The 24,702-nt window shown below is 72.7% G+C and carries 24 protein-coding genes; 14 read left to right on the top strand and 10 right to left on the bottom strand.

Annotated elements, in window-relative coordinates; genetic code table 11:
• The first annotated feature begins 21 nt into the window (after positions 1-21).
• Both ACIBCJ_RS16945 and ACIBCJ_RS16940 read left to right on the top strand, forming a co-directional pair.
• Positions 22-435, top strand: a complete 414-nt coding sequence (locus tag ACIBCJ_RS16945) for a RidA family protein (protein WP_365980211.1) — start codon at positions 22-24, stop codon at positions 433-435.
• The gene (locus ACIBCJ_RS16940; RefSeq protein WP_365980210.1) at positions 432-914 is read left to right on the top strand and encodes a GNAT family N-acetyltransferase; all 483 of its coding nucleotides are present in this window, start codon (positions 432-434) and stop codon (positions 912-914) included. The genes ACIBCJ_RS16945 and ACIBCJ_RS16940 overlap by 4 nt, the downstream gene beginning before the upstream one ends.
• 4 nt (positions 915-918) lie before the next feature.
• On the opposite strand, the gene pip is transcribed toward ACIBCJ_RS16940, so the two are convergent.
• Both pip and ACIBCJ_RS16930 read right to left on the bottom strand, forming a co-directional pair.
• Entirely contained in the window at positions 919-1,890 is a 972-nt protein-coding gene (pip, locus tag ACIBCJ_RS16935) for a prolyl aminopeptidase (RefSeq protein ID WP_365980209.1), read from the bottom strand.
• A 53-nt stretch (positions 1,891-1,943) separates the two neighbouring features.
• Entirely contained in the window at positions 1,944-2,657 is a 714-nt protein-coding gene (locus ACIBCJ_RS16930; protein WP_362106187.1) for a uracil-DNA glycosylase, read from the bottom strand.
• Positions 2,658-2,810: 153 nt separating this feature from the next.
• On the opposite strand from ACIBCJ_RS16930, the gene ACIBCJ_RS16925 reads away from it, so the two are divergent.
• Complete coding sequence (locus tag ACIBCJ_RS16925; RefSeq protein ID WP_362106184.1) at positions 2,811-3,380, top strand: RNA-binding S4 domain-containing protein; 570 nt, start codon at positions 2,811-2,813, stop codon at positions 3,378-3,380.
• A 26-nt stretch (positions 3,381-3,406) separates the two neighbouring features.
• Here the strand turns inward: ACIBCJ_RS16925 and ACIBCJ_RS16920 are convergent, their stop codons facing one another.
• Entirely contained in the window at positions 3,407-3,859 is a 453-nt protein-coding gene (locus tag ACIBCJ_RS16920) for a DoxX family protein (protein WP_365980207.1), read from the bottom strand.
• 205 nt (positions 3,860-4,064) lie between these two features.
• Between ACIBCJ_RS16920 and ACIBCJ_RS16915 the strand changes: the two genes are divergently transcribed.
• Entirely contained in the window at positions 4,065-4,322 is a 258-nt protein-coding gene (locus ACIBCJ_RS16915) for a DUF6343 family protein (RefSeq protein WP_362106178.1), read from the top strand.
• A 2-nt stretch (positions 4,323-4,324) separates the two neighbouring features.
• Here the strand turns inward: ACIBCJ_RS16915 and ACIBCJ_RS16910 are convergent, their stop codons facing one another.
• The 4 genes from ACIBCJ_RS16910 to rpsA form a co-directional block, all read right to left on the bottom strand.
• Positions 4,325-4,705 carry a tetratricopeptide repeat protein gene (locus ACIBCJ_RS16910; protein ID WP_362106175.1) on the bottom strand — a complete coding sequence of 127 codons (381 nt, stop codon included), beginning with the start codon at positions 4,703-4,705 and terminating at the stop codon, positions 4,325-4,327.
• Positions 4,706-4,754: 49 nt separating this feature from the next.
• Complete coding sequence (coaE, locus tag ACIBCJ_RS16905; RefSeq protein WP_365980206.1) at positions 4,755-5,357, bottom strand: dephospho-CoA kinase; 603 nt, start codon at positions 5,355-5,357, stop codon at positions 4,755-4,757.
• 32 nt (positions 5,358-5,389) lie between these two features.
• Positions 5,390-6,328 (bottom strand): PAC2 family protein, encoded by a 939-nt coding sequence (locus tag ACIBCJ_RS16900; RefSeq protein ID WP_362106312.1) that lies wholly within the window; start codon positions 6,326-6,328, stop codon positions 5,390-5,392.
• 159 nt (positions 6,329-6,487) lie between these two features.
• On the bottom strand, positions 6,488-7,996 hold the full coding sequence (gene rpsA / locus ACIBCJ_RS16895; RefSeq protein WP_133888498.1) for a 30S ribosomal protein S1: 1,509 nt from the start codon (positions 7,994-7,996) through the stop codon (positions 6,488-6,490).
• A gap of 558 nt (positions 7,997-8,554) precedes the next feature.
• On the opposite strand from rpsA, the gene ACIBCJ_RS16890 reads away from it, so the two are divergent.
• Together ACIBCJ_RS16890 and hrpB are read left to right on the top strand one after the other, a co-directional pair.
• Complete coding sequence (locus ACIBCJ_RS16890) at positions 8,555-9,217, top strand: class I SAM-dependent methyltransferase (protein WP_362106168.1); 663 nt, start codon at positions 8,555-8,557, stop codon at positions 9,215-9,217.
• A gap of 66 nt (positions 9,218-9,283) precedes the next feature.
• Positions 9,284-11,860, top strand: a complete 2,577-nt coding sequence (hrpB, locus tag ACIBCJ_RS16885) for an ATP-dependent helicase HrpB (RefSeq protein ID WP_365980205.1) — start codon at positions 9,284-9,286, stop codon at positions 11,858-11,860.
• A gap of 46 nt (positions 11,861-11,906) precedes the next feature.
• Here hrpB and ACIBCJ_RS16880 read toward each other — a convergent pair whose 3' ends face one another.
• Positions 11,907-13,691, bottom strand: a complete 1,785-nt coding sequence (locus tag ACIBCJ_RS16880) for a lytic transglycosylase domain-containing protein (RefSeq protein ID WP_365980204.1) — start codon at positions 13,689-13,691, stop codon at positions 11,907-11,909.
• A gap of 258 nt (positions 13,692-13,949) precedes the next feature.
• On the bottom strand, positions 13,950-14,288 hold the full coding sequence (locus ACIBCJ_RS16875; RefSeq protein WP_362106159.1) for a hypothetical protein: 339 nt from the start codon (positions 14,286-14,288) through the stop codon (positions 13,950-13,952).
• A 338-nt stretch (positions 14,289-14,626) separates the two neighbouring features.
• Here ACIBCJ_RS16875 and ACIBCJ_RS16870 point away from each other — a divergent pair, with 338 nt between their 5' ends.
• Together ACIBCJ_RS16870 and ACIBCJ_RS16865 are read left to right on the top strand one after the other, a co-directional pair.
• Positions 14,627-14,953 (top strand): hypothetical protein, encoded by a 327-nt coding sequence (locus ACIBCJ_RS16870; protein WP_365980203.1) that lies wholly within the window; start codon positions 14,627-14,629, stop codon positions 14,951-14,953.
• A 106-nt stretch (positions 14,954-15,059) separates the two neighbouring features.
• Positions 15,060-15,206, top strand: coding sequence for a hypothetical protein (locus ACIBCJ_RS16865; RefSeq protein WP_365980202.1), 147 nt, complete (start codon positions 15,060-15,062; stop codon positions 15,204-15,206).
• On the opposite strand, the gene polA is transcribed toward ACIBCJ_RS16865, so the two are convergent.
• Positions 15,203-17,926 carry a DNA polymerase I gene (polA, locus tag ACIBCJ_RS16860; protein WP_365980201.1) on the bottom strand — a complete coding sequence of 908 codons (2,724 nt, stop codon included), beginning with the start codon at positions 17,924-17,926 and terminating at the stop codon, positions 15,203-15,205. The genes ACIBCJ_RS16865 and polA overlap by 4 nt on opposite strands.
• Before the next feature lie 202 nt (positions 17,927-18,128).
• On the opposite strand from polA, the gene ACIBCJ_RS16855 reads away from it, so the two are divergent.
• From ACIBCJ_RS16855 to ACIBCJ_RS16830, 6 genes are all read left to right on the top strand, one after another.
• Positions 18,129-20,408, top strand: coding sequence for an FdhF/YdeP family oxidoreductase (locus ACIBCJ_RS16855; protein ID WP_365980200.1), 2,280 nt, complete (start codon positions 18,129-18,131; stop codon positions 20,406-20,408).
• A 95-nt stretch (positions 20,409-20,503) separates the two neighbouring features.
• Complete coding sequence (locus ACIBCJ_RS16850; protein WP_362506837.1) at positions 20,504-20,992, top strand: hotdog fold thioesterase; 489 nt, start codon at positions 20,504-20,506, stop codon at positions 20,990-20,992.
• A gap of 91 nt (positions 20,993-21,083) precedes the next feature.
• Entirely contained in the window at positions 21,084-21,539 is a 456-nt protein-coding gene (locus tag ACIBCJ_RS16845; protein WP_365980199.1) for a hypothetical protein, read from the top strand.
• Positions 21,536-22,123, top strand: a complete 588-nt coding sequence (locus tag ACIBCJ_RS16840) for a Tat pathway signal sequence domain protein (protein WP_365980198.1) — start codon at positions 21,536-21,538, stop codon at positions 22,121-22,123. The genes ACIBCJ_RS16845 and ACIBCJ_RS16840 overlap by 4 nt, the downstream gene beginning before the upstream one ends.
• Before the next feature lie 287 nt (positions 22,124-22,410).
• A complete protein-coding gene (locus ACIBCJ_RS16835; RefSeq protein ID WP_362506846.1) occupies positions 22,411-23,649 on the top strand; it encodes a branched-chain amino acid ABC transporter substrate-binding protein in 1,239 nt (412 codons plus the stop codon).
• 115 nt (positions 23,650-23,764) lie between these two features.
• Positions 23,765-24,697 (top strand): branched-chain amino acid ABC transporter permease, encoded by a 933-nt coding sequence (locus ACIBCJ_RS16830; RefSeq protein ID WP_133888487.1) that lies wholly within the window; start codon positions 23,765-23,767, stop codon positions 24,695-24,697.
• The last annotated feature ends 5 nt before the right edge of the window (positions 24,698-24,702 follow it).

The raw sequence follows: 24,702 nt of genomic DNA, 5'->3' as shown, positions 1-24,702 counted from the left end.
CCAGCGTCGTCAGGAGCCCACGTGATCCAGCGCGTCACCGTACCCGGCCTGTTCCCGCCACCCGCCTACTCCCACGCCTCCGTCGTCGAGGCCGGGACCAGGCTCGCCTTCCTCGCCGGTTCCGTCCCGCTCGACGCGGAGGGGAAGCTGGTCGGCGAGGGCGATCCGGTCCGTCAGGCCGAGCAGGTGATCGCGAACCTCACCGAGCAGGTGCGTGCCGTCGGAAGCGAACTGGAGCAGGTGGTGTCGACCGACGTGTACGTCGTCGGCACCGACACGGCCGCGCTGTCCGCCGTCTGGGAGGTCGTCGAGGCGTCCGGACTCGGTGCCGGCCCGCACTCCTCGACACTGCTCGGGGTGGCCTGTCTCGGGTATCCCGGGCAGCTGGTGGAGATCACCGCGACCGCGGTGGTGCCGGAGGGCGGCCGTCCGTGAACGGGGAGACGGGGGCGGGGACGCAGGCAGGTGCGGTGGTCCTGCGGCGTGCCGCGGCCGCCGACGCGCGTGCGGCGGCCGACGTCTGGCTGCGCTCCTTCACCGCCGCACTGCCGACCGTCGTGCGGCCGCACTCCGACACGGAGGTGCGTGCGTACTTCCGGCACGTGGTGGTGGAACGGCACGAGACCTGGGTCGCGGAGGAGGCCGGCGGCGCGGTGGTCGGGGTGATGGCCCTGGAGGGCGGGGAGCTGGCGCAGCTGTACCTCGCCCCCGAGCGGCGCGGACGCGGGATCGGGGACCGTTTCGTCGCCCTGGCCAAGGAGCGCCGCGCGGGTGGGCTGTCGCTGTGGACCTTCCAGGTCAACGAGCCCGCGCGCCGCTTCTACGAGCGGCACGGTTTCACTCCCGTGCAGTGGACGGACGGCGCCCGCAACGAGGAGCGGGAGCCGGACGTGCGCTACGTGTGGCGCCCCTAGGGGGTCATCCCGCGGTGCCACCGCGGGCGTACCTGTCCGTCGCCGCCAGCAGGGCCGCGTCCCCGGTCGCTCCGGCGTCGTGCCCGGCCTCGTCCACCAGCACCAGTTCGCTGTCCGGCCAGGCGTGGTGGAGCCGCCAGACGATGCCGAGGAGGTTGCCGAAGTCGAGGCTGCCCTGGACCAGGGTGCCGGGGATTCCCCTCAGCAGGTGCGCGTCCCTGAGGATTACGCCCTCGTCGTTGCCGTCGCCGAGGAAGTGGTCGTTGCCCCAGTAGTGGGTGACGGTACGGGCGAAGCCCATGCGGAACTCCGGGTCCTGGAACCGGGCGACCGAACCGGGCGGTGCCGGAATGATCGCCGTCTCCCAGTCGGTCCAGGCCCGCGCCGCCCGCTCGCGCACCGACGCGTCCGGTGACTCCAGCAGGCGGTTGTACGCGGCGGCCGGGTTCCCGTCCCGTTCGCCCGGGGGCAGCTCGGCGAGGAACCGCTCGTGGGCCTCCGGGAAGAAGGTCCCCAACCCGCGGGTCAGGAGGGCCACTTCGGCGTTGGAGCCGGTCGCGACCCCGGTCAGCACCAGCTCGGTCACCACTGCGGGGTGCGTCTGCGCGTACCGCAGGCCCAGGACCGAGCCCCACGACGCGCCCCACACCAGCCAGCGCTCGATGCCCAGGTGGGCGCGGAGCTGCTCCAGGTCGGCCATGAGGCGGGCGGTGGTGTTGACGCTCATGTCGGTGTCGTGGGCGCTCGCCCGGGGCCGTGAACGTCCGGCGCCGCGCTGGTCGAGGAGGACGATCCGGTAGGCCTCGGGGTCGAAGTACCGCCTGAGGTTCGGTCCCGCGCTGCTGCCTGGCCCGCCGTGCAGCACCAGCGCGGGCTTGCCGTGCGGGTTGCCGCACGTCTCCCAGTACACGAGGTTGCCGTCGCCGACGTCGAGCATGCCGTGGTCGTACGGTTCGATCTCCGGATACAGGCCCATCGGAGCACCGTAGCCGCGACGGCCCGGGCGCTCATTCCCTTTACGGCGGGGCCTCACCCGGTGGGCAGCCCCGCCGTGTCCGCCGCCGTGCGCAGCACGTCGCGCAGCATGCCGGGGGTGAGCCGGCCGGTGAAGGTGTTGCGCTGGCTGACGTGGAAGCAGCCGAAGAGGTCCAGGCCCGGCCCGTCGGGGGCGTCCAGCCTCACGTGGCTGCCGTGTGCGAAGGCGGGGCGGGGGCGGGGCACGGTCCAGCCCGCCCCGGCGAAGGCGGGCAGCGCGGCCTGCCAGCCGAAGGCGCCGAGCACGACCACCGTGCGCAGCGTCGGCCGCAGCAGTTCGAGCTCCTGGACGAGCCAGGACCGGCAGGTGTCCCGTTCGGCCGGGGTCGGCTTGTTGGCGGGCGGGGCGCAGTGCACCGGGGAGGTGACGCGGACGCCGTACAGCTCCAGGCCGTCGTCCGCCGAGACCGCGGTGGGCTGCGAGGCGAGGCCCACGTCGTACAGCGCCTGGAACAGGACGTCTCCGGAACGGTCACCGGTGAACATCCGGCCGGTGCGGTTGCCGCCGTGGGCGGCGGGGGCCAGGCCGAGGATCAGCACACGGGCGTCCGGCGGGCCGAATCCGGGCACCGGCCTGCCCCAGTACGTCCAGTCGGCGAAGGCCGCCCGCTTGGTACGGGCCACCTCCTCCCGCCACTCGACCAGTCTCGGGCAGGCGCGGCATCCCGCGATGCGCTGGTCGAGTACGGAGAGGCCGCCGGTGTCCATGCGTCCACCGTAGGCCCCTCCACGGGCGCGCCGGGCACGCGGCCTCCCGTGGGGGCCGCGGGCAGGGTTCGGGCGTCGGGCCGGGTCCGTCGGCCGCCGGCCGGCGCGGACATTGCGGTCCGGGCCGCCGTGCCGGGCGGTTAAGGTCGGACCATGGCTTCCGAGCAAGACGAAGGCGGGAGCGGCCGGGTGGCCGCCCCGCAGGACGGCGCCGCCGCCACCGCCGCCGCGCCGGACCCGAAGACCGCCGCCACCGCCGCGCCGGACCCGAAGACCGCCGCGGCGATCGCCGCCGCCGAGGCCGCCGGGCCGCAGAACGGCGAGAGCGTCCGCGTGGACAGCTGGATCTGGGCCGTGCGGCTGATCAAGACCCGTTCCCTGGGCGCCACCGCCTGCCGCGGTGGCCACGTGCGGGTCAACGGCGAGCGGGTGAAGCCCGCGTACTCGCTCCGCGTCGGCGACGAGGTGCGCCTGCGGCAGGAAGGCCGGGAGCGGATCGTCGTCGTGAAGCGGCTGATCCGCAAGCGGGTCGGTGCCCCGGTCGCCGTCCAGTGCTACGTCGACAACTCCCCGCCGCCCCCGCCCCGCGAGGCCGTCGCACCGGCCGGCGTCCGCGACCGGGGCACCGGCCGCCCGACCAAGCGCGACCGCCGTGAGCTGGAGCGGCTGCGCGGGCTCGAGGGCCTGAGCAGCTCCCGCAGGAGCGCCGAGACCCGGCCCTGAGCACGCCTCCGGCGGGGCGCACCCGCTCATGCTCGCCGGGTCCGGGCGCGCACCAGGCGGCGCAGGTCCGCGTTGTGCCCGCGTCGGGCCCGGGCGACGACCAGGAGCGGCACCATCAGGATGAGCGGGGTCGCCGCATTCGCGCCGTCGAAACAGCTGAGCTGGACGACGAACGCCCCCACCATCAGCGCGGCCAGTGCCGTCGCCGCCACCGACTGGAGCACCGGGACCAGCAGGGCGATCGCTCCGGCCAGCTCCAGGACCCCGATGGCGTACATGCCGGCGTCGCCCCAGCCCATCTCGGCGAAGGTGTCGGCCGCCGAGGAGTGCGCGATCAGCTTGGGGAGAGCGCTCGCGACGGCGAAGAACACCGCGAGGAGCACCTGCACCGCGCGCAGGGCGCCACGGGCGCCACGGCCACGGGCCGGCGCGGCGGCGGAGGCGGAGGCGGAGGCGGGCGGAACGGTGGTGTCGGTCATGGTGGTCTCCTGAGCTGAGGAACGGTCCGTGTCCGGTCGGGTTGCAGACCGTTCTCCGCCCCGGAACTCATCGGTCGTCCCGGCCTCTCCCTCCACGTCCGCCCGTGCCCCTCCCCCTGCCCCAGCGGCACCGCCCGCAGGGCTCGTTTCCGCCGTCCGGCCCGCCGCAGTACGTTCGATACAGGAGGACGGGAGTGGTGTACCGATGCGTACGGGCAGTGAACCGGTCACCGCGCGCAGTGCCCTGCGGGCGCGGTTCTGGCTGAGTCTGTGGGGGCTGGTCTGGGCGGTCTTCGGCACGGCCGTCTTCGCGCTCACGGGGCGGTTCGGGTGGGCGCTGGCCTGCGGAGTGCTGTGGCTCGTCGCCACGGTCGACCTGACCGTGATCCTGCGGCACCTCCGCCAGGGCCCGCACTACCAGCCGGGCCGGGACATTCCGCCGTACCTGCCGCCGAGACGCTGACGTCAGGAGTCGAACCGGGCCTGCTGAAGGTACTCCGGGTTCGGGTCCAGGGCGGCCGCCAGCCGGAAGTGGCGCCTGGCCTGGTCGGGACAGCCCCGGCGCTCATAGGTGCGGGCGAGCGCGAAGTGCGCGAAGGCGTTGTCCGGCTCGCGCTCCAGGACGATGGTGAACTCCAGCTCGGCGGGCCGCAGTTGCGCCGCGGCGAAGAAGGCCCGGGCGCGCAGCAGCCGGGCGGCGGTGTTCTCGGGGTGGGCGCCGATGACCCCGTCGAGCAGTTTCACCGCGCCGCGCGGGTCCCGTGCCGCGAGCAGGTGCTCCGCGGCGCGGAAGTCGATGACGTCCGTCTCGGGGGTACGTCCGGTCGGACCGCTTGTCTCGGGCACGGCTGAGTCCTTCCCTCGCTGAAAGGGATCAACGCCCGCGTCGGGACCGCTATTCCGTGCGCGCTCTGCGCACCAGTTCGGCCCAGACCTCTGCCACGCGGCGCCGCAGCTCCTCCAGCGGTACGTCGTTGTCGACGACCACGTCCGCGATCTCCCGGCGCTGCTCACGCGTCGCCTGGGCCGCCATGCGGGCACGCGCGTCGTGCTCGGTCATGCCGCGCAGCCGCACCAGCCGGTCGAGCTGCGTGCCGGGGTCGGCGTCGACGACGACCACGAGGTCGTACAGCGGCGCCAAGCCGTTCTCCGTGAGCAGGGGAACGTCGTGGACGACGACGGCGTCATCGGCGGCGGCTTCTTCCAGGGCGCGGGAGCGCTCACCCACCAGGGGGTGCACGATCCCGTTCAGGACGGCCAGCCTCTCCGGGTCGGCGAACACGATCGAGCCCAGCTTCGGCCGGTCCAGGCTGCCGTCCTCGGCGAGGACCCCCTCGCCGAACGCCTCCACGACCGCGGCAAGTCCCGGGGTCCCCGGCGCGACGACCTCGCGCGCGATCCGGTCGGCGTCAATCAGTACGGCGCCGTGCTCGACGAGGAGCCGGGACACCTCGCTCTTGCCGGCGCCGATCCCGCCGGTCAGACCCACCTTCAGCATGAGCGGAAGCTTAGAGGGTGCCGGTCACGGCGTCAGTTGTCGCCCTCCCGCTCGGCCAGGAACCGCTCGAACTCGAGGCCGATCTCGTCCGCGGAGGGGATCTCCACCGGCTCGGCGAGCATGTTGCCGCGGGTCTCGGCGCCCGCGGCGGCGTCGTACTGGTGCTCCAGGCCCTGGACGAGGGCGGTGAGCTCCTCGTCGCCCTCCTGGATCTGCCGGTCGATCTCCGTCTGGGTGCGGTGGGCCTCGGTGCGCAGGGAGTGTGCGATGCCCGGCAGGACCAGACCGGTCGCCGCGGTGACCGCCTCCAGGACGGTCAGCGCCGCGTCCGGGTACGCGGAGCGTGCGATGTAGTGCGGGACGTGCGCGGCGACGCCGAGCACGTCGTGGCCGGCCTGCGCGAGCCGGTACTCGACGACCGCCTCCGCGCTGCCGGGGACCTGCGCCTCCTCGAAGGGGCTGCGGTGGCCGGGCACGAGGTCGGTGCGGGTGCCGTGCGGGGTGATGCCGACGGGCCGGGTGTGCGGGACGCCCATGGGGATGCCGTGGAAGCTCACCGCCAGGCGGACACCGAGCCGCTCCACGATCTGGCCGACGGCGGCGGCGAAGCGCTCCCACTCGACGTCCGGCTCGGGGCCCGACAGGAGCAGGAAGGGCGCACCGGTGGCGTCCTGGACGAGCCGCACCTCGATGGTGGGTTCCTCGTAGTCGGTCCAGGTGTCCCGCTTGAACGTCAGCAGCGGCCGGCGCGCGCGGTAGTCCACGAGCCGGTCGTGGTCGAAGCGGGCGACGACCTGGTGGGGCAGCGAGTCGAGCACCTGGTCGACGATCTGGTCGCCGGTCTCGCCGGCGTCGATGTAGCCGTCGAAGTGGTACAGCATGACCAGTCCGGCCGACTCCTGGGCGAGTGCCATGTCGACGACGGCAAGGCCCTTCGGCTCCCAGGTGTACAAATCCTGCGGATCAAGCACGGTGACCGCTCCCCTCCTCGTGTTCATGGATCACAACACCCCGGTGGGGTGCGGCATTCCCGTCGGGACACACCGAAGGGGCCGCACCTCGGAAGGTGCGGCCCCTCGGGCAACCGCCGTGCTTCACATGCCGCGGGTCAGCGGCCGGTGCTCAGAGCGTCAGCTCTGGCCGCCGGCCAGCTTCTCGCGCAGCGCGGCCAGCGCCTCGTCCGACGCCAGGGCGCCGGAGTTGTCGCCGCCCTCGGAGGAGTACGAGCCGCCGCCACCGCCGCTGGAGGCGGCCTGGGCCGCACCCGCGGTGTCGACGCCCTCGGCAGCGGCCTTCTCGTCCGCCTCGCGGGACTTGATGACCTGCGCCTGGTGCTGCTCGAAGCGCTGCTGGGCCTCGGCGTACTGCGTCTCCCAGGCCTCGCGCTGGGTCTCGTAGCCCTCGAGCCAGTCGTTGGTCTCGGGGTCGAAGCCCTCGGGGTAGATGTAGTTGCCCTGGTCGTCGTAGGACGCGGCCATGCCGTACAGGGTCGGGTCGAACTCGACCGTGGACGGGTCGGCACCGAAGGCCTCGTTGGCCTGCTTCAGCGAGAGGCTGATGCGGCGGCGCTCGAGGTCGATGTCGATGACCTTGACGAAGATCTCGTCGTTGACCTGGACGACCTGCTCCGGGATCTCCACGTGGCGCTCGGCCAGCTCGGAGATGTGGACCAGACCCTCGATGCCCTCGTCCACGCGGACGAACGCACCGAACGGCACCAGCTTCGTGACCTTGCCGGGCACGACCTGGCCGATCTGGTGGGTGCGGGCGAACTGCTGCCACGGGTCTTCCTGGGTCGCCTTCAGCGACAGGGAGACACGCTCGCGGTCCATGTCCACGTCGAGGACCTCGACGGTGACCTCCTGGCCGACCTCGACGACCTCGGAGGGGTGGTCGATGTGCTTCCAGGACAGCTCGGAGACGTGGACCAGACCGTCGACGCCACCCAGGTCCACGAAGGCACCGAAGTTGACGATCGAGGAGACGACGCCGGAACGCACCTGACCCTTCTGGAGGGTGGTGAGGAACGTCTGGCGGACCTCGGACTGGGTCTGCTCCAGCCAGGCGCGGCGGGACAGGACCACGTTGTTGCGGTTCTTGTCCAGCTCGATGATCTTCGCCTCGAGCTCCTTGCCCACGTAGGGCTGGAGGTCGCGGACGCGGCGCATCTCGACCAGGGAGGCCGGGAGGAAGCCGCGGAGGCCGATGTCGAGGATGAGACCACCCTTGACGACCTCGATGACGGTACCGGTGACGATGCCGTCCTCTTCCTTGATCTTCTCGATGGTGCCCCAGGCACGCTCGTACTGGGCGCGCTTCTTCGAGAGGATCAGGCGGCCTTCCTTGTCCTCCTTCTGGAGGACCAGGGCCTCGATCTCGTCACCGACGGCGACGACCTCGTTGGGGTCGACGTCGTGCTTGATCGAGAGCTCGCGGCTCGGGATGACACCTTCGGTCTTGTAACCGATGTCGAGCAGGACCTCGTCCCGGTCGACCTTCACGATGACGCCGTCGACGATGTCGCCGTCGTTGAAGTACTTGATCGTCTCGTCGATCGCGGCGAGGAAGGCTTCCTCGTTACCGATGTCGTTGACCGCAACCTGCGGGGTGGTGGCGGTGGTCTCGGTGCTGCTCGTCATGTGGGAAAGGGCTCCGGTACGGACATTGAAGTCGTAGGTACTGCTTACGCCGGGAGCCCGTTTCGCTCTGCAGAAGCCGGACAGCCAAGGAAGCGTCACCGAAAACCACTGGTGACGCCTCGAGAACCGAGGGGACATACAACAGATGCGAGCGCGACCTGCTACGTCTGAGGTGCGCAGGCCCGCAGCGCAACTTGTAGCATACGGGGGCAGCCGGGCAGGGTCAATGCGCGAAGCCGCACACCCGGGGCGGATCGTCGCATACCCGGCACAAAAGCCGTCCCCCGAGGCCACGCGGACCCCGGAATGCCCCTTGCGTGACACGCGGGGCCGGCGGCACGGAAGAGCCCGCAGACTAGTACGAGGGAGCCGGTCATCCAAGAGCCCGTCACGCCCGAGGCCGCATCAGGGGCCGAGGGAGCCGAAGGAGTCGAGCCCGAGGCCACCCGGCGTGCCGCCGGGGTCACGGAGAGTTCCCGCGCCAACCGCGGCTGGTGGGACCGGAACGCGGACGAGTACCAGACCGAGCACGGCACCTTCCTCGGCGACGACCGTTTCGTGTGGTGCCCCGAGGGTCTGGACGAGGTGGAGGCCGAGCTGCTCGGCCCGCCGGAGGACCTGAAGGGCAAGGACGTCCTGGAGATCGGCGCCGGCGCCGCCCAGTGCTCGCGCTGGCTGACCGCCCAGGGTGCCCGCCCGGTGGCCCTGGACCTCTCCCACCGCCAGCTCCAGCACGCCCTGCGCATCGGCAGCCCCTTCCCCCTGGTGTGTGCCGACGCGTCGGTCCTGCCCTTCGCCGACGGCTCGTTCGACCTGGCCTGCTCGGCGTACGGGGCGCTGCCGTTCGTCGCCGACCCGCGGCTGGTGCTGCGCGAGGTGCGCCGGGTGCTGCGCCCCGGCGGCCGCTTCGTCTTCTCGGTCACGCACCCGCTGCGCTGGGCCTTCCCCGACGAGCCGGGCCCCGAGGGGCTGTCGGTGTCCGCCTCGTACTTCGACCGCACGCCGTACGTGGAGCAGGACGACGAGGGCCTGGCGGTGTACGTCGAGCACCACAGGACGCTCGGTGACCGGGTGCGGGACGTGGTGACGTCCGGGTTCCGGCTGGTGGACCTCGTGGAGCCGGAGTGGCCGGACTGGAACACCTCGGAGTGGGGCGGCTGGTCGCCCCTGCGCGGTCATCTGATCCCGGGGACGGCGATCTTCGTCTGCGAGCGTGACTGAGCCGTCCCGGGAAGCGGTTGCCCTCGCGCGCGACGGACGCTTTCGCGGACGTACGACACTGGGGGCGTGATCCGTTACGACGCCCTGGAGGCGCTGCCCGTGCGCGGCGCGCTGCCCGCGCTGCACGAAGCCCTGGAGGGGCACGGCACGGCGGTGCTGGTCGCGCCGCCCGGCACCGGCAAGACGACGCTGGTGCCGCTGGCCCTGGCCGGGCTGCTGGGCGGGCAGGCTGCTCCCGCGCGGCGCGTCGTCGTGGCCGAGCCGCGGCGGATCGCGGCCCGGGCGGCGGCGCGGCGGATGGCGTGGCTGCTGGGTGAGAGGCCGGGCGCGAGTGTCGGCCACACCGTGCGCGGCGAGCGGGTCGTCGGGCGCCACACGCGCGTGGAGGTCGTCACGACCGGTGTACTGCTCCAGCGCCTCCAGCGGGACCAGGAGCTGACGGGCGTCGACGTGGTGGTGCTGGACGAGTGCCACGAGCGGCATCTGGACGCGGACACGACGGCGGCGTTCCTGTGGGACGTGCGGCAGGCCCTGCGTCCGGAGCTGCGGCTGGTCGCCGCGTCGGCCACCACCGACGCCGAGGGCTGGTCCGGGCTGCTGGGCGACGCGCCGGTCGTCGAGGCGGCGGGCGTGTCGTACCCCGTCGAGGTCGTGTGGACGCCGCCCGCGCGTCCCGTGCGGCCGCCGCACGGTATGCGGGTGGACCCGGCGCTGCTGGCGCACGTGGCGTCGGTGGTGCGGCGGGCCCTGGCCGAGCGGGACGGCGACGTGTTGTGCTTCCTGCCGGGCGTCGGCGAGATCTCCCGGGTCGCCGGGCAGTTGGGCGGGCTCGCGGGCGTCGACGTGCTCCAGGTGCACGGCCGGGCGCCCGCCGCGGTGCAGGACGCGGTGCTGGCGCCCGGGGCGCGGCGCAGGGTGGTGCTGGCGACCTCGGTGGCCGAGTCGTCGCTGACGGTGCCGGGTGTGCGGGTGGTCGTGGACGCGGGCCTCGCGCGGGAGCCGCGGGTGGACCACGCGCGCGGGCTGAGCGCGCTGACGACGGTCCGGGCCTCGCGGGCGGCGGCGCGGCAGCGGGCGGGCCGGGCCGGCCGGGAGGCGCCCGGGGCGGTGTACCGCTGCTGGGCGGAGGCGGAGGACGCCCGGCTGCCGCGGTTCCCGGCACCGGAGATCAAGGTGGCCGACCTGACGGCGTTCGCGTTGCAGGCGGCCTGCTGGGGCGATCCGGACGCGTCCGGTCTGGCCCTGCTCGATCCGCCGCCGGCCGGGGCGATGCGGGCCGCCCGGTCGGTGCTGGAGGCGGTCGGCGCGGTGGACCCGGCCGGCCGCGCGACGCAGCGGGGTGTGCGCCTGGCCCGCCTCGGCCTGCATCCCCGGCTGGGCCGGGCGCTCCTGGACGCGCGGGCGGCGGGTGCCCGGACGGCGCCCCGGGCGGCCGCCTCCGGTGCCCCGGCTCCAGAGGCGGGCGGCGCGGGGACCGATGCGGTGGCCGAGGTGGTGGGCCTGTTGAGCGAGGAGGCGCCGCGGGAGTACGGGGACGATCTCGCCGCCGCGCTGCGGGCGGCCCGGCGCGCGGGGGACGCCTACGGGGCCCGGTGGCGGGCCGAGGTGCGGCGGCTGCGGGGCGCCGTGGAGGACGGGGACGGCGGGGACGACGGGCGGGGGCAGCTCGGCGACGACGCGCTCGCCGGGCTGGTGGCCGCTCTGGCGTTCCCCGAGCGGGTCGCCAGGAAGGACGGCGGTTCGTACCTGATGGTCTCCGGCACGCGGGCCGAGCTGCCGGAGGCGTCCGCGCTGCGCGGGGCGCCCTGGATCGCCGTCGCCGTGGCCGACCGGCCGGTGGGACGGGGGCACGCGCGTGTGCAGCTCGGCGCCGTCGTCGACGAGGACACCGCCCGGCTGGCGGCGGGGGCGCTGCTGACGGAGCGGGACGAGGTGCACTGGGCCGACGGCGACGTCGTGGCCCGGCGGGTCGAGCGGCTCGGGGCGGTGGAGCTGTCGGCGCGGCCCCTCACCGGTGCCGATCCCGGTCTCGTGCGGGACGCCCTGCTGGAGGGCTTGCGGCGGGAGGGGCTCGGGCTGCTGCGGCGTTCGGCCGAGGCCGGTCTGCTGCGCAAGCGGCTCGCGTTCCTGCGGCGGCACCTGGGCGATCCCTGGCCGGACGTCGGCGACGAGGCGCTCCTCGCCCGCGCGCGGGAGTGGCTGGAGCCCGAGCTGAGCCGGGCCAGGCGCCGGGCCGACCTGGGGCGGATCGACGCCCCGGAGGCGCTGACGCGGCTGCTGCCCTGGGCCTCCGGGGAAGCGGCCCGGTTCGACGAACTGGCCCCCGAACGGATCGCCGTTCCCAGCGGTTCCAGGATCCGCATCGACTACGAAAACCCCGAACAACCCGTGCTCGCGGTGAAGTTGCAGGAGATGTTCGGGCTCCAGCAGTCGCCCCGGATCGCCGGGACACCGCTCCTCGTCCACCTGCTCTCCCCCGCCGGCCGGCCCGCCGCGGTCACAGCCGACCTGGCCTCGTTCTGGAGGGACGGCTACAAGGGCGTACGGGCGGAGCTGCGCGGCCGGTATCCGAAGCACCCCTGGCCCGAGGACCCCGCCACGGCGGAGCCGACCCGGTACACCAAGGCCCGGCTCGGCAGGTGACCGCGGCCCGGCGAGGCCGCGGTCCCCGCCGGGCCGGGAACGGCGCCTACGCCTGCGGTGCGGAGGACGGTGCGGTGGACGGGCTTGCGGACGTGCCGGTGGAGGGCTCCGTTGCCGGGTCGGCCGCCTTGGCCACCTTCAGGGTGACGTCGAGGGCAGCGCCGCCCGGCGTGGTGAGCCGGAGGACGTAGGTGCCCTCGGCGTCGTCGGCGTACAGCTTCGGCAGGCGCAGCAGGCCGTCGGCGTCGGTCCTCAGGCCGGTCAGGGTGCGGACGGCCTTGCCGTCCGCGTCCTTGAAGTAGGGGCCCTTGTCGTTCTCGGCCGGGTCGGTGGCCGAGGTGACGAGGGTCGCGGTGACGGCGACCTTGTCCGCGACGGCGCCCTTCAGCGTGGCCTTCACCTCGACCGGGTCGGCGAACGCGCCGCCCGGCGTGCACGTCAGCTCGGTCCCGGTGGTGCGGGTGAGGGTGTCGGCGACGCGCTCGGTGACGGTGGCCTTGTAGTCCACACCCGGGACGGTGCGTCCGATCACGGTGGCGCGGACGGTGAACCGGCCGGTCCGCTCGCCCGCCACCAGCTTGGGCGCGACGGCCACGCCGGAGGCGTCGGTGAGGACCGCGGCGACCTTCTCGCCGCCGGTGAAGGTCGCGTCCGTGTCGCCCAGGACGGTGAAGCGGACGCGTACCTTGCCGACTGCCTCTCCCTTCTGGGTCTCGGCACGGGCGCCGATCTTCCCGGCGAAGGTGTCGCCGGCGGTCGCGGTGAGCGCCGTGGCGCCGGGGTTCTCCAGGTGGTGGACCGTGTCCGTGGGGGTGGGGCGGGTGGTCCCCGTCGGCGGCTCGGGGTCCTCGGGCGGCTTGGGGCTCGCCGTGCCGGGCGGGGTGGGCTTCTGCGTCGCCGGCGGCTTGCTCGGGGCCGGGTGCGGGCTGGGCGTCGAGGGAGTCCGGGGGCCGCTGGACGACCCCGCCCGGCCCGGTGTGGGACCGATGCCCGTGAAGGGGTCGTCGCTGCGCCCGACCGGGAGGCTGCCGGTGCCGTCCGGGATCTCGTGGGTGCCGCGGCGGTAGTGCTCCAGCCACGACAGGACCGTGTTCAGGTAGTCCTGCGAGTTGTTGTAGCTGAGGATCGCGCGGTTGAGGTCGGCCTGGACGGACAGGTCCCAGCCGTTGCGGCACAGGTAGTGTCCTGCGGCCAGCGCGGCGTCGTAGACGTTGTTGGGGTCGTCCTTGCCGTCGCCGTTGCCGTCCCGGCCGGCCCACGCCCAGGTGGACGGGATGAACTGCATGGGGCCGACGGCGTTGTCGTAACCGCTGTTGCCGTCGTAGACGCCGTTGTCGGTGTCCTTGATGAGGGCGAACCCGTTGCCGTCGAGCTGCGGGCCGATGATCTTGCCGATCGTGGTGCCGTTGGCGTCGACGCGGCCGCCGCGTGCCTGACCCGACTCCACCTTGCCGATGGCGGCGAGCAGTTGCCACGGCAGGTTGCATCCGGGCTTGGCCCGGCGCAGCTCCGACTCGGCCTTCCGGTACGCGTCGAGGACGGTCGCGGGAACGCCGGTCTCGTTGGCGCCCGGGGACGTGGGGGTGCCCGCGGTCGGCGCGGGGTTGGGGCTGTTGAGCGGCGGAAGGTCGGTGTAGTACGGCGAGTTGCCGGTCGCGCTTCCCGCGGCGGGCGAGTCGGACGCCGGGACGTTGTCGGCGGTGGTCCGTCTGCCGTTGCCGTCGGCCGTCACCTCGGGCGCCTGGGACGCGGACAGGGCCGCGACCGCGACCGCCGCCACGGTGGTCGTGACCGCGGCCTTGCGGAGCCTCCTGTCGAAACTCGCCGCCATAGAGTGAAGCCCTCCCCTGGACGCCCGCGCGTCCCTCTCCGTCCGTCTTCTGCTGTCGTACTCGCCCGTCGTACCCGCTGGGTCCGCCCTGTTGTGACGATCGGCCGGCACCCGTGGTTGCACCGCGTTCTCACCAGCACGGCGCTCGTCCGTTCGACCTGCACGGTGCCGCAGGCGACCCTACGGCAACTTGCTTTGCACGGGCACCCGTTCGTGCCCGATATTCACCGGTTGGCCATATGAGGAGTCTCGTTGCCGTCACCTTCGGTCGGCGGTCGCGACGAACACGGTGAAGGTGGGGGCGGGGCGGGAGCGCGGCAGCAGGGTGAGCGCCAGCGCGAGGTACCCGCGGGCCAGGTCGGCCCACAGGTGCCGGGCGGACGTCTCGTGCGGAGCGGCGGTCGCGGGGGCCCGGCGGGTGATTCCGCGGCGGAGGTCCTTCCCCGTGCGGTGCAGGGCCGTCGCGAGGGTGGCGGGGGTGCGGCCGGTACTTGCGCCCGGCGCGAAGACCGGGACCCGGAGGAGCGGCGCGCGGGCGGGTCCGTCGGTGCGTGCCCGTGCCGGGTTCGTCCGGTGGTGGAGCATGCGTATACCCATGCCCGCATCCTCACGGGAGACGAGGGGCGGGGCGTTTCGTCGGGGGCCACCGGAGTGACGGGGCGCACGGGCCCCCGGTACCTGGGCGGGGCGGGGCGGGGACGGCCCGGCCCTCCGCCGGTGGAGCGGGCCGGCGGGCGGCCTCGATCACGGGGCCCCGGCAGTGCCTCGCCGGGTTCCGCACTGTCCGCGGCGGCTTCGTCGGGTGGGCCGCGGCCGCCCGCAGGCGATGCGGCGCGGCGTCGCCGACGAGCGTCACGCCGGGCGTCCCCTCCTGGCCCGGACACCGTCTCGCGCTCCTTCTGCGCCGTGGCGCCCTGGCGGGCAGAATCGGTTCCGTGAAGGCGGACCAGTCACCGGAGCGGACACCTGACGGGCATTTCGTCGTCGTCCGGGGGCGGAAGTGGCGAGCGACCGACCCTTCCGTCCCGGAGGAGGCCGCGGCCCGCCTCCGGCGCCATCTGATGTCGGCTCGGCGTGCGGTGCGCTCCGCCCTCGCCGAGAGCGACGCGAGCGCTGAAGCGACGGCGCGGGCGCGGGTGAACCGGGCGAAGACCGCTCTGGGGGAGCGGGGCACGCCTTGGTGGGAACAGTCCGACAGGGCGCGCAGGGAGCGGTGGGAGGACGGGTTGGCGGAGCTGGACGAGCAGGCGCCACAGGAGTAGGCGACCCCGAAGGCAATGGCGCGGGCGGGCGGGCACGGTCTGTGCCTGTGCCGCAGCCGTCGCCACCGGCGCACGCGGGTATGCGAGGTGCTGGACGTCGCCCTGGGTGCTGAACCACACCCGGCTGCGCACCGCGCTGGAGGCCGGCCGGCTGCCGGACGAGGCGGCCGGGGCCTTCGCCACCCACCTTGCGGCAGGTCGGCGACGGGGCACCGCCGCCCGCAGCCGACCCGAGCGGAGCGACACCCCCTAGTGCGCCGCCGACTCCCAGTCCGGGCCCACGCCCACCGAGACGCCCAGAGGGACGCTGAGCTGTACGGCGTTCGACATTTCGCGGCGGACGAGTTCCTCCGCCGCCGCGCGCTCGCCGGGGGCGATCTCCAGCACGATTTCGTCGTGGACCTGGAGCAGCATGCGGGACGCGAGGCCGGCCTCGCGCAGCGCCCTGTCCACGTTCAGCATGGCGATCTTGACGATGTCGGCCGCCGTGCCCTGGATCGGCGCGTTCAGGGCCATGCGCTCGGCCGCCTCGCGGCGCTGGCGGTTGTCGCTGTTGAGGTCGGGCAGGTAGCGGCGGCGGCCGAAGAGGGTCGCCGTGTATCCCGTGGCCCGCGCCTCGTCGACGACCCGGCGCAGATAGTCGCGCACGCCGCCGAAGCGCTCGAAGTAGGCGTCCATCAGGCCGCGCGCCTCGGCCGCCTCGATGTTCAGCTGCTGGGAGAGGCCGAAGGCCGACAGGCCGTACGCCAGACCGTAGGACATGGCCTTGATCTTGCGGCGCATCTCCGCGTCCACGGCCGACTGCTCGACGGAGAAGACCTGCGCCGCGGCGGTGGTGTGCAGGTCCTCCCCGGACGTGAACGCCTCGGTCAGGCCCGCGTCCTCGGACAGGTGGGCCATCACCCGCAGCTCGATCTGGCTGTAGTCGGCCGTCATCAGGGACTCGAAGCCCTCGCCGACCGCGAAGCCGCGGCGGATGGCGCGGCCCTCGTCGGTGCGCACCGGGATGTTCTGGAGGTTCGGGTCGGTGGAGGAGAGGCGGCCGGTCGCGGCGACCGTCTGGTTGAACGTGGTGTGGATGCGGCCGTCCGCGGCGATCGTCTTGATCAGACCCTCGACCGTGACGCGCAGCTTGGCCTGCTCACGGTGGCGGAGCATGATCACCGGCAGTTCGTTGTCCGTCTGGGCGGCGAGCCAGGCCAGGGCGTCGGCGTCGGTGGTGTAGCCGGTCTTGGTCTTCTTGGTCTTCGGCAGGTTCAGCTCGCCGAAGAGGACTTCCTGGAGCTGCTTGGGCGAGCCGAGGTTGAACTCACGTCCGGCCGCCGCGTGGGCCTCCTTCACCGCCTGCTGGACGGCGCCCGCGAACATCTGCTCCATGGCCTGGAGGTGCTCCCGGTCGGCGGCGATGCCGTGCCGCTCCATGCGGGCGAGCAGCGCGGACGTGGGCAGCTCCATGTCGCGCAGCAGGTCGGCGGCGCCGACGTCCGCCAGGCGGCCCTCGAAGGCCTCGCCCAGGTCGAGGATCGCGCGGGCCTGCACCATCAGCGCCTCGGCCTCGGCCCCCTCGTCCGCGCCGAAGGCGAGCTGCCCGTCCGCCGCGGCGGCGGGGGCCAGCTCGCGGTGCAGGTACTCCAGGGACAGCGCGTCCAGGTCGAAGGAGCGGCGGCCCGGCTTGACCAGGTACGCGGCGAGGGCCGTGTCCATGCCCACGCCCGCGAGGCTCCAGCCGTGCTCGGCGAAGACCCGCATCGCGCCCTTGGCGTTGTGCAGGACCTTCGGCCGGTCCGGGTCCGAGAGCCAGGCCCGCAGCGCCGTCTCGTCGGCCTCGTCGATGTCCGTCGGGTCGAACCAGGCGGCCTTGCCGTCGGCCGCGGCGAGCGCGACCTCGGTGACCGAGCCGGTGCCCAGGGCCCAGGTGTCGACCGTGGCGACGCCGAGCGGCCGCTCGCCGTGCTCGGCGAGCCAGGCGGCGACCTCGCCGGTGCCGAGCACCGTGCCGTCCAGCTCCACGCCGTCCGCGACCACCGGGGCGGCCTCGGCCTCCTCGGCGCCCGGGTCGACGGCGTAGAGCCGCTCGCGCAGGGACGGATTACGGATCTCCAGGGTGTCCAGGATCATGGCGACGCCCTTGCGGTCGTACGCCGTCCGCTCCAGGTCGGTGACGGTCCTCGGCAGCTCGACGCGCCGCTCCAGCTCGGTGAGCCGGCGGTTGAGCTTGACGGACTCCAGGTGGTCGCGCAGGTTCTGCCCGGCCTTGCCCTTGACCTCGTCGACGCGCTCCACCAGCTCCGCGAACGACCCGAACTGGTTGATCCACTTCGCGGCGGTCTTCTCGCCGACGCCCGGGATGCCGGGCAGGTTGTCGGACGGGTCGCCGCGCAGCGCCGCGAAGTCCGGGTACTGGGCGGGGGTCAGCCCGTACTTCTCGAAGACCTTCTCCGGGGTGAAGCGGGTCAGCTCGGAGACGCCCTTGGTCGGGTACAGGACCGTGGTGTGCTCGCTGACCAGCTGGAAGGAGTCCCGGTCGCCGGTGACGATGAGGACGTCGAAGCCCTCGGCCTCGGCCTGGGTGGCGAGGGTGGCGATGACGTCGTCCGCCTCGAAGCCCTCGACGGCGAAGCGGGGGACGTGCATGGAGTCGAGCAGCTCGCCGATCAGCTCGACCTGGCCCCTGAACTCGTCGGGAGTCTTGGAGCGGTTCGCCTTGTACTCGGTGAACTCCTCCGACCGCCAGGTCTTGCGGGAGACGTCGAACGCCACCGCGAAGTGCGTGGGCGCCTCGTCACGCAGGGTGTTGGCCAGCATCGACGCGAAGCCGTAGATCGCGTTGGTCGGCTGGCCCGTCGCGGTCGTGAAGTTCTCCGCGGGCAGCGCGAAGAACGCGCGGTACGCCAGCGAGTGCCCGTCCATGAGCATCAGCCGCGGTCGGTCACCGGAGGTGCTGTCGGTCTTCTTCGATGCTGTCTTCGCCACGACACCGATCCTGCCACGTGCCACTGACACTCGGTCCCGCCCTCGCCGTCCGCGGCCGTTCCGTGCCGGTCGGGCGGCGCCGGCACCGCGGGGTCCGCAAGCTTTGCTCACCCGCTGCGTCCCCTCCCGGACGGCCTCACCGTCACCGGGGCGTGCGAGGATCGGAGACGTACTTCACAACGCGTAAGCGAAGGAGCGCGCGATGGCCACCAAGCCGCCCAAGGGTGATCCGGTCCAGGACGCGCCGGAGGTCTCGGCGCCCCAGCACGCGGCGGCGGGCATCCCGGCCATCGGCCACACCCTGCGGGTCGCGCAGCGGCAGATGGGGGTGCGGCGGACGGCGCTGACGCTGCTGAGCGTCAACCAGAAGAACGGCTTCGACTGCCCGGGCTGCGCCTGGCCCGAGGGCGACCACCGGCACAAGGCGGAGTTCTGCGAGAACGGCGCGAAGGCCGTGGCCGAGGAGGCCACCTTGCGCCGGGTCACGCCGGAGTTCTTCGCCGCGCACTCCGTGGCCGACCTCGCCGGCCGCAGCGGCTACTGGCTGGGCCAGCAGGGCCGGCTGACGCATCCGGTGTACCTGCCGGAGGGCGGGACGCACTACGAGCCGGTCACCTGGGAGCGCGCCTTCGACATCGTCGCCGAGGAGATCGCCGCCCTCGGCTCGCCCGACGAGGCCGTCTTCTACACCTCGGGGCGCACCAGCAACGAGGCGGCGTTCCTCTACCAGCTCTTCGCGCGCGAGCTGGGCACCAACAACCTGCCGGACTGCTCCAACATGTGCCACGAGTCGTCCGGCTCGGCCCTGTCCGAGACCCTCGGCGTCGGCAAGGGCAGCGTCCTGCTGGAGGACCTCCACAAGTCCGACCTGATCATCGTGGCCGGCCAGAACCCGGGCACCAACCACCCGCGGATGCTCTCCGCCCTGGAGCAGGCCAAGGCGAACGGCGCCCGGATCATCAGCGTCAATCCGCTGCCCGAGGCCGGGCTGGAGCGCTTCAAGAACCCGCAGACCCCCAAGGGGCTCACCGCGGGCGCCGCCCTCACCGACCTCTTCCTGCAGATCCGCCTCGGCGGCGACCAGGCCCTGTTCCGGCTCCTCAACAAGCTGATCGTGGAGACCGAGGGTGCGGTCGACGAGACCTTCGTCGAGGAACACACGCACGGATACGAGGAGTTCGCCGCGGCCTCCCGCGCCGCCGACTGGGAGCAGACGCTTGCGGCGACCGGTCTCACGCGCGCGGAGATCGAGGAGGCGCTGCGCATGGTGCTCGCCTCCGAGCGCACCATCGTGTGCTGGGCGATGGGCTTGACCCAGCACAAGCACTCGGTGCCCACCATCCGCGAGGTGGTCAACTTCCTGCTGCTGCGCGGCAACATCGGCCGTCCCGGCGCGGGCGTCTGCCCGGTGCGCGGCCACTCCAACGTGCAGGGCGACCGCACGATGGGCATCTTCGAGCGGCCCGCGCCCGCCTTCCTGGACGCCCTGGAGAAGGAGTTCGGCTTCGCGCCGCCGCGCGAGCACGGCTTCGACGTCGTACGGGCCATCCGCGCGCTGCGCGACGGCGAGGCGAAGGTGTTCTTCGCCATGGGCGGCAACTTCGTCTCCGCCTCCCCCGACACGGAGGTCACCGAGGCGGCCATGCGCCGCGCCCGGCTGACGGTGCACGTGTCGACGAAGCTGAACCGCTCGCACGCGGTGACCGGCGCACGGGCGCTGATCCTGCCGACGCTGGGCCGCACCGAGCGCGACCTCCAGGGCGGCGGCGAGCAGTTCGTGACCGTCGAGGACTCCATGGGCATGGTGCACGCCTCGCGCGGCCGCCTGGAGCCCGCGAGCGCGCAGCTGCTGTCCGAGCCGGCGATCGTGTGCCGGCTGGCGCGCCGGGTGCTGGGCGAGGAAAGCCGCACGCCGTGGGAGGAGTTCGAGAAGGACTACGCGACGATCCGGGACCGCATCGGGCGGGTCGTGCCGGGCTTCGAGGACTTCAACGCGCGCGTGGCGCGTCCCGGGGGCTTCGCCCTCCCGCACGCCCCGCGCGACGAGCGGCGCTTCCCGACGGCCACCGGCAAGGCCAACTTCACCGCCGCGCCGGTCGAGCACCCCGAGCTGCCGGAGGGACGGCTGCTGCTCCAGACGCTGCGCTCGCACGACCAGTACAACACCACCATCTACGGTCTGGACGACCGCTACCGGGGGATCAGGAACGGCCGCCGCGTCGTCCTGGTCAACCCGGAGGACGCCCGGGAGCTGGCCGTCGTGGACGGCGGTTACGTCGACCTGGTGAGCGAGTGGCGGGACGGCGTGGAGCGGCGGGCGCCCGGTTTCCGCGTCGTGCACTACCCGACGGCCCGGGGCTGCGCGGCGGCGTACTACCCGGAGACCAACGTCCTGGTGCCGTTGGACGCCACCGCGGACACCAGCAACACCCCGGCCAGCAAGTCCGTGGTGGTCCGTCTGGAACAATCGGCGACCGACTGAGCGTTTGCTCAGCGAAGCTGAGCGGCCCGCCGGCCCGCCGGTCACCGCGACCGGCGGGAAGGGCCGCAGACGGAACGACGAAACGGAGCCGGGCCATGGGTGAGCAGCAGCAGGTGCAGTTCCCGCAGGAGGTCATCGACGAGTACGCCGCGCTCGGTGTCGACCTGCCCGCCCTGTTCTCCGCCGGGCACCTGGGGACGCGCATGGGCGTCCAGATCGTCGAGGCCTCGGCCGACCGGGTCGTCGGCACCATGCCGGTGGAGGGCAACACCCAGCCGTACGGGCTGCTGCACGGCGGCGCCTCGGCGGTGCTGGCCGAGACGCTCGGGTCGGTCGGCTCGATGCTGCACGGCGGCGCGTCCAAGATCGCCGTCGGCGTCGACCTGAACTGCACCCACCACCGCGGGGCCCGCTCCGGTCTGGTCACCGGGGTGGCCACCCCGGTGCACCGGGGCCGGTCGACGGCGACGTACGAGATCGTGATCAGCGACGAGCAGGAGCGCCGGGTGTGCACGGCCCGGCTGACCTGCCTGCTGCGCGACGTGAACCCCGGCGACGGTGCCCCGGCGGGCGCGGCGGGCTGAGCACCCCCGAGCCGCCCCGGTCCACGGCACCGGCGCCCGGGCCCGCGTCCGCGGCATTGCCCCCGCCCGTCCACCGCCCTACCTTCGGGGCATGGGACGGCGAGGGCTCCCGGGAACGGGAGCGGCGGCACTGGCGCTGCTGACCGCCGTCACGGCGGCCGGGTGCGGCGACTCCGGTGACGGAGTGCGCGGTTCCGCCGGTGATGCGCCCAACCCGCCCACCACGTCCGCCTCGTCCGCCCCGGTCGCCCCGTCCGCGCCGCCCGGCCCCCGACGGCCCCTCTCCGGCGCGGACTTGTGCGTGAGCGCCGTCGAGTACTGGGCGCGCGAGATGCTGGCCGGTGCCGAGCCCTACGGCGACTACCAGTCGATGGGGCTGTCGAACCGACAGTACGACGTCCTGCGGGAGGTCGTGGACGCGGCGCGGGCCATGCGACGGGACCGAGGCACCGAGGCGGCCGGGGAGTTGATCGGTCGCCGGACGCGCACTGCGTGCGCCGAGGGCTACCGCGACGGCGGTCCGACCCGCGGCCCCTGGCAGTCATGAGCGGCGTCGGGCCCGTCGAGCCGGGTGAGGACACCCGCGTCCGGGAGGCACCGCGCCCCCGGCCGCGCGGACGGCTCGCCCGGCACTACGACCGCCACCGCCGGGCCGTCCTCGCGTCCACCGCAGCCGTCGTCGTCCTGGCGGGCGGCGGCTACCTGTGCGCGAGCCGTCCGCAGCCGCGCCCCGCTCCCCCGCCGCCCTATCCGTCCCAGGCGGTCGACCTCGTCTACGTGACCGCCTCGCGGGCCGCACCGGCCGGCGGATTCAGCTTCACGGTGCTGCTCAGCGTGCGGTCCGGGCCGCCGGTCACCGTGACGCGGCTGACCCAGCCCTACCGGGGCCTGTCGGTGGTCTCCTCGCCCGCGGCACCTTTCCAGACAAAGCCGCATTCCGTCCGCAAGATCATTGTCACGCTGCGGGTGACGGAATGTGAAAAAGCGCCCCGGAATCCCGGACTCCCTTTCCTGGATGTAACGCTGCGTAATGCGCGCGCAATAGAGGCTCACAGTTTCATCCTGGGGACGCGCTATGCGCAGGACCTCTCCCAGGCCCTTGAGGTCGCCTGCGGCAACGATTCAAGGTAATCACCAAAACGCCCCAGACGCCTGAACCGCGACCGTCCGTCCTGCGGGTTCTCACCATGCGGACAGGGCGAATCGGCCTGAATTCAGCCCTTCTTCCCAGCCAGTACCGCTCTGCAATACCCGGTGTCATAACAAGAGAGTCACAGCCTGAGTCAGACCCTCCTCCACCTTCCCTACACACGCTTAGAGTCACGGCCAGTCACCGCGCCGTCGGATAGTCATTTCGGCCTCGCGCTCGACTCGACCGCTTCCACGGGGATGCGGCCGTGCCAGGGAAAGGACTGATCGTGCGTCAACGTTCGCTCATCGCCATCACCGCCGCTCTGGCGGCGGGAGCGCTCACCCTCACCGCCTGCGGCTCGCGCGACGACGACGGCGGCGGCTCGGACTCCGGCAACGGCGGCGGTGGCACCACCGTCGTCATCGGTGTCGACGCCCCGCTGACCGGCGACCTGTCCGCGCTGGGCCTCGGCATCAAGAACTCGGTCGACCTCGCGGCCAAGACGGCCAACAAGGACAAGACCGTCGACGGCGTCACCTTCAAGGTCGAGTCCCTCGACGACCAGGGCCAGCCGTCCGTCGGCCAGCAGAACGCGACCAAGCTCGTCGCCAACAAGGACGTCCTCGGCGTCGTCGGCCCGCTGAACTCCTCGGTCGGCGAGTCCATGCAGAAGGTCTTCGACACGGCCAAGCTGGTCGAGGTCTCCCCGGCCAACACCAACCCCTCGCTCACCCAGGGCGTGGACTGGCAGACCAAGAAGGTCCGGCCGTACAAGTCGTACTTCCGCACCGCGACCACGGACGCCATCCAGGGCCCGTTCGCCGCGCAGTACGTCTTCAACGACTCCAAGAAGAAGAAGGTCTTCGTCATCGACGACAAGAAGACCTACGGCGCCGGCCTCGCCGCCACCTTCACCCAGGAGTTCAAGAAGCTCGGCGGCAAGGTCGTCGGCACCGAGCACATCAACCCGGACACCAAGGACTTCAACGCGGTCGCCACCAAGGTCAAGAACTCCGGCGCCGACGTCGTCTACTACGGCGGCGAATACCCGCAGGCCGGCCCCCTCAGCAAGCAGATCAAGGCCGCCGGGGCCAAGATCCCGCTGGTCGGCGGCGACGGCATCTACAGCGCCGACTTCATCAAGCTCTCCGGTGCCAGCGGCAACGGCGACCTCGCGACCTCCGTCGGCGCACCGGTGGAGAAGCTCCCCTCCGCCAAGGAATTCGTCGCCAACTACAAGGCCGAGGGCTACAAGGAGGCCTACGAGGCCTACGGCGGCTACTCCTACGACTCCGCCTGGGCGATCATCGAGGCGGTCAAGAAGGTCGTCGAGGACAACGACGGGAAGCTCCCCGACGACGCCCGCGCCAAGGTCGTGGACGCCATGCAGAGCGTCTCCTTCGACGGTGTGACCGGCAAGGTCTCCTTCGACGAGTTCGGTGACGCCACCAACAAGCAGCTCACCGTGTACGCCGTCGAGAACGGTGCCTGGGGCTCCGTGAAGTCCGGCACCTTCACCGGCTGACACCCCACCCGCACCACAGCCCACGAGCCGCGCGGGGCGCTGTTCCACAGGCGCCCCGCGCGGACTCGCATCCGGCCACATCCGTCGAACGTCCGAAAGTCTCGGAGGACATGCGGTGAACGAACTGCCGCAGCAGCTGGTCAACGGCCTGCTACTGGGATCCATGTACGGGCTGATCGCCATCGGCTACACGATGGTCTACGGCATTGTCCAGCTCATCAACTTCGCCCACGGCGAGATCTTCATGACCGGCGCCTTCGGCGCGCTCACGGTCTACGTGTACATCCTGCCCGACGGCACCTCCATGCTGATCGCCCTTCCCCTGATGCTCCTCGGCGCCATGGTCGTCTCCGTCGCCGTCGCCATCGGGGCGGAACGGTTCGCCTACCGACCCCTGCGCGGCGCCCCCCGCCTCGCGCCCCTCATCACCGCCATCGGCCTCTCCCTCGCGCTCCAGCAGGCGGTGTGGGCCTGGTACCCCGAGGCCAAGTCGGCGCGGACCTTCCCGCAGATCGACGGCGGCCCCTTCCACATCGGCAGCGTCACCCTCCAGACCGGCGACATCTTCCTGTTCGTCGCCGCCCCCGTCAGCATGGCCATCCTCGGCTTCTTCGTGATGCGCACCCGCACCGGACGGGGCATGCAGGCCACCGCCCAGGACCCGGACACCGCCAAGCTGATGGGCATCAACACCGACCGCATCATCGTGGTCGCCTTCGCCCTCGGCGCCGTCTTCGCCGCCGTCGGCGCCGTCGCCAACGGCCTCAAGTACGGCCAGATCGACTTCAAGATGGGCTTCATCCTCGGCCTCAAGGCCTTCACCGCGGCCGTCCTCGGCGGCATCGGCAACATCTACGGCGCCATGATCGGCGGCATCACCCTCGGCGTCGCCGAGACCCTGGCGACCGCCTACATCGCCGACATCCCCGGCCTGGACAAGTTCGGCAGCCAGTCCTGGTCCGACGTCTGGGCCTTCATCCTCCTCATCCTCGTGCTGTTGTTCAGGCCCCAGGGCCTGCTCGGCGAACGCGTTGCGGACAGGGCGTGACACCG

The sequence above is a fragment of the Streptomyces sp. NPDC051136 genome (assembly GCF_044455745.1).
In the GTDB taxonomy this organism is placed as follows: domain Bacteria; phylum Actinomycetota; class Actinomycetes; order Streptomycetales; family Streptomycetaceae; genus Streptomyces.
Note: the sequence above shows the minus strand (reverse complement) of the source record. Positions and strands in the feature narration are given on the sequence as shown.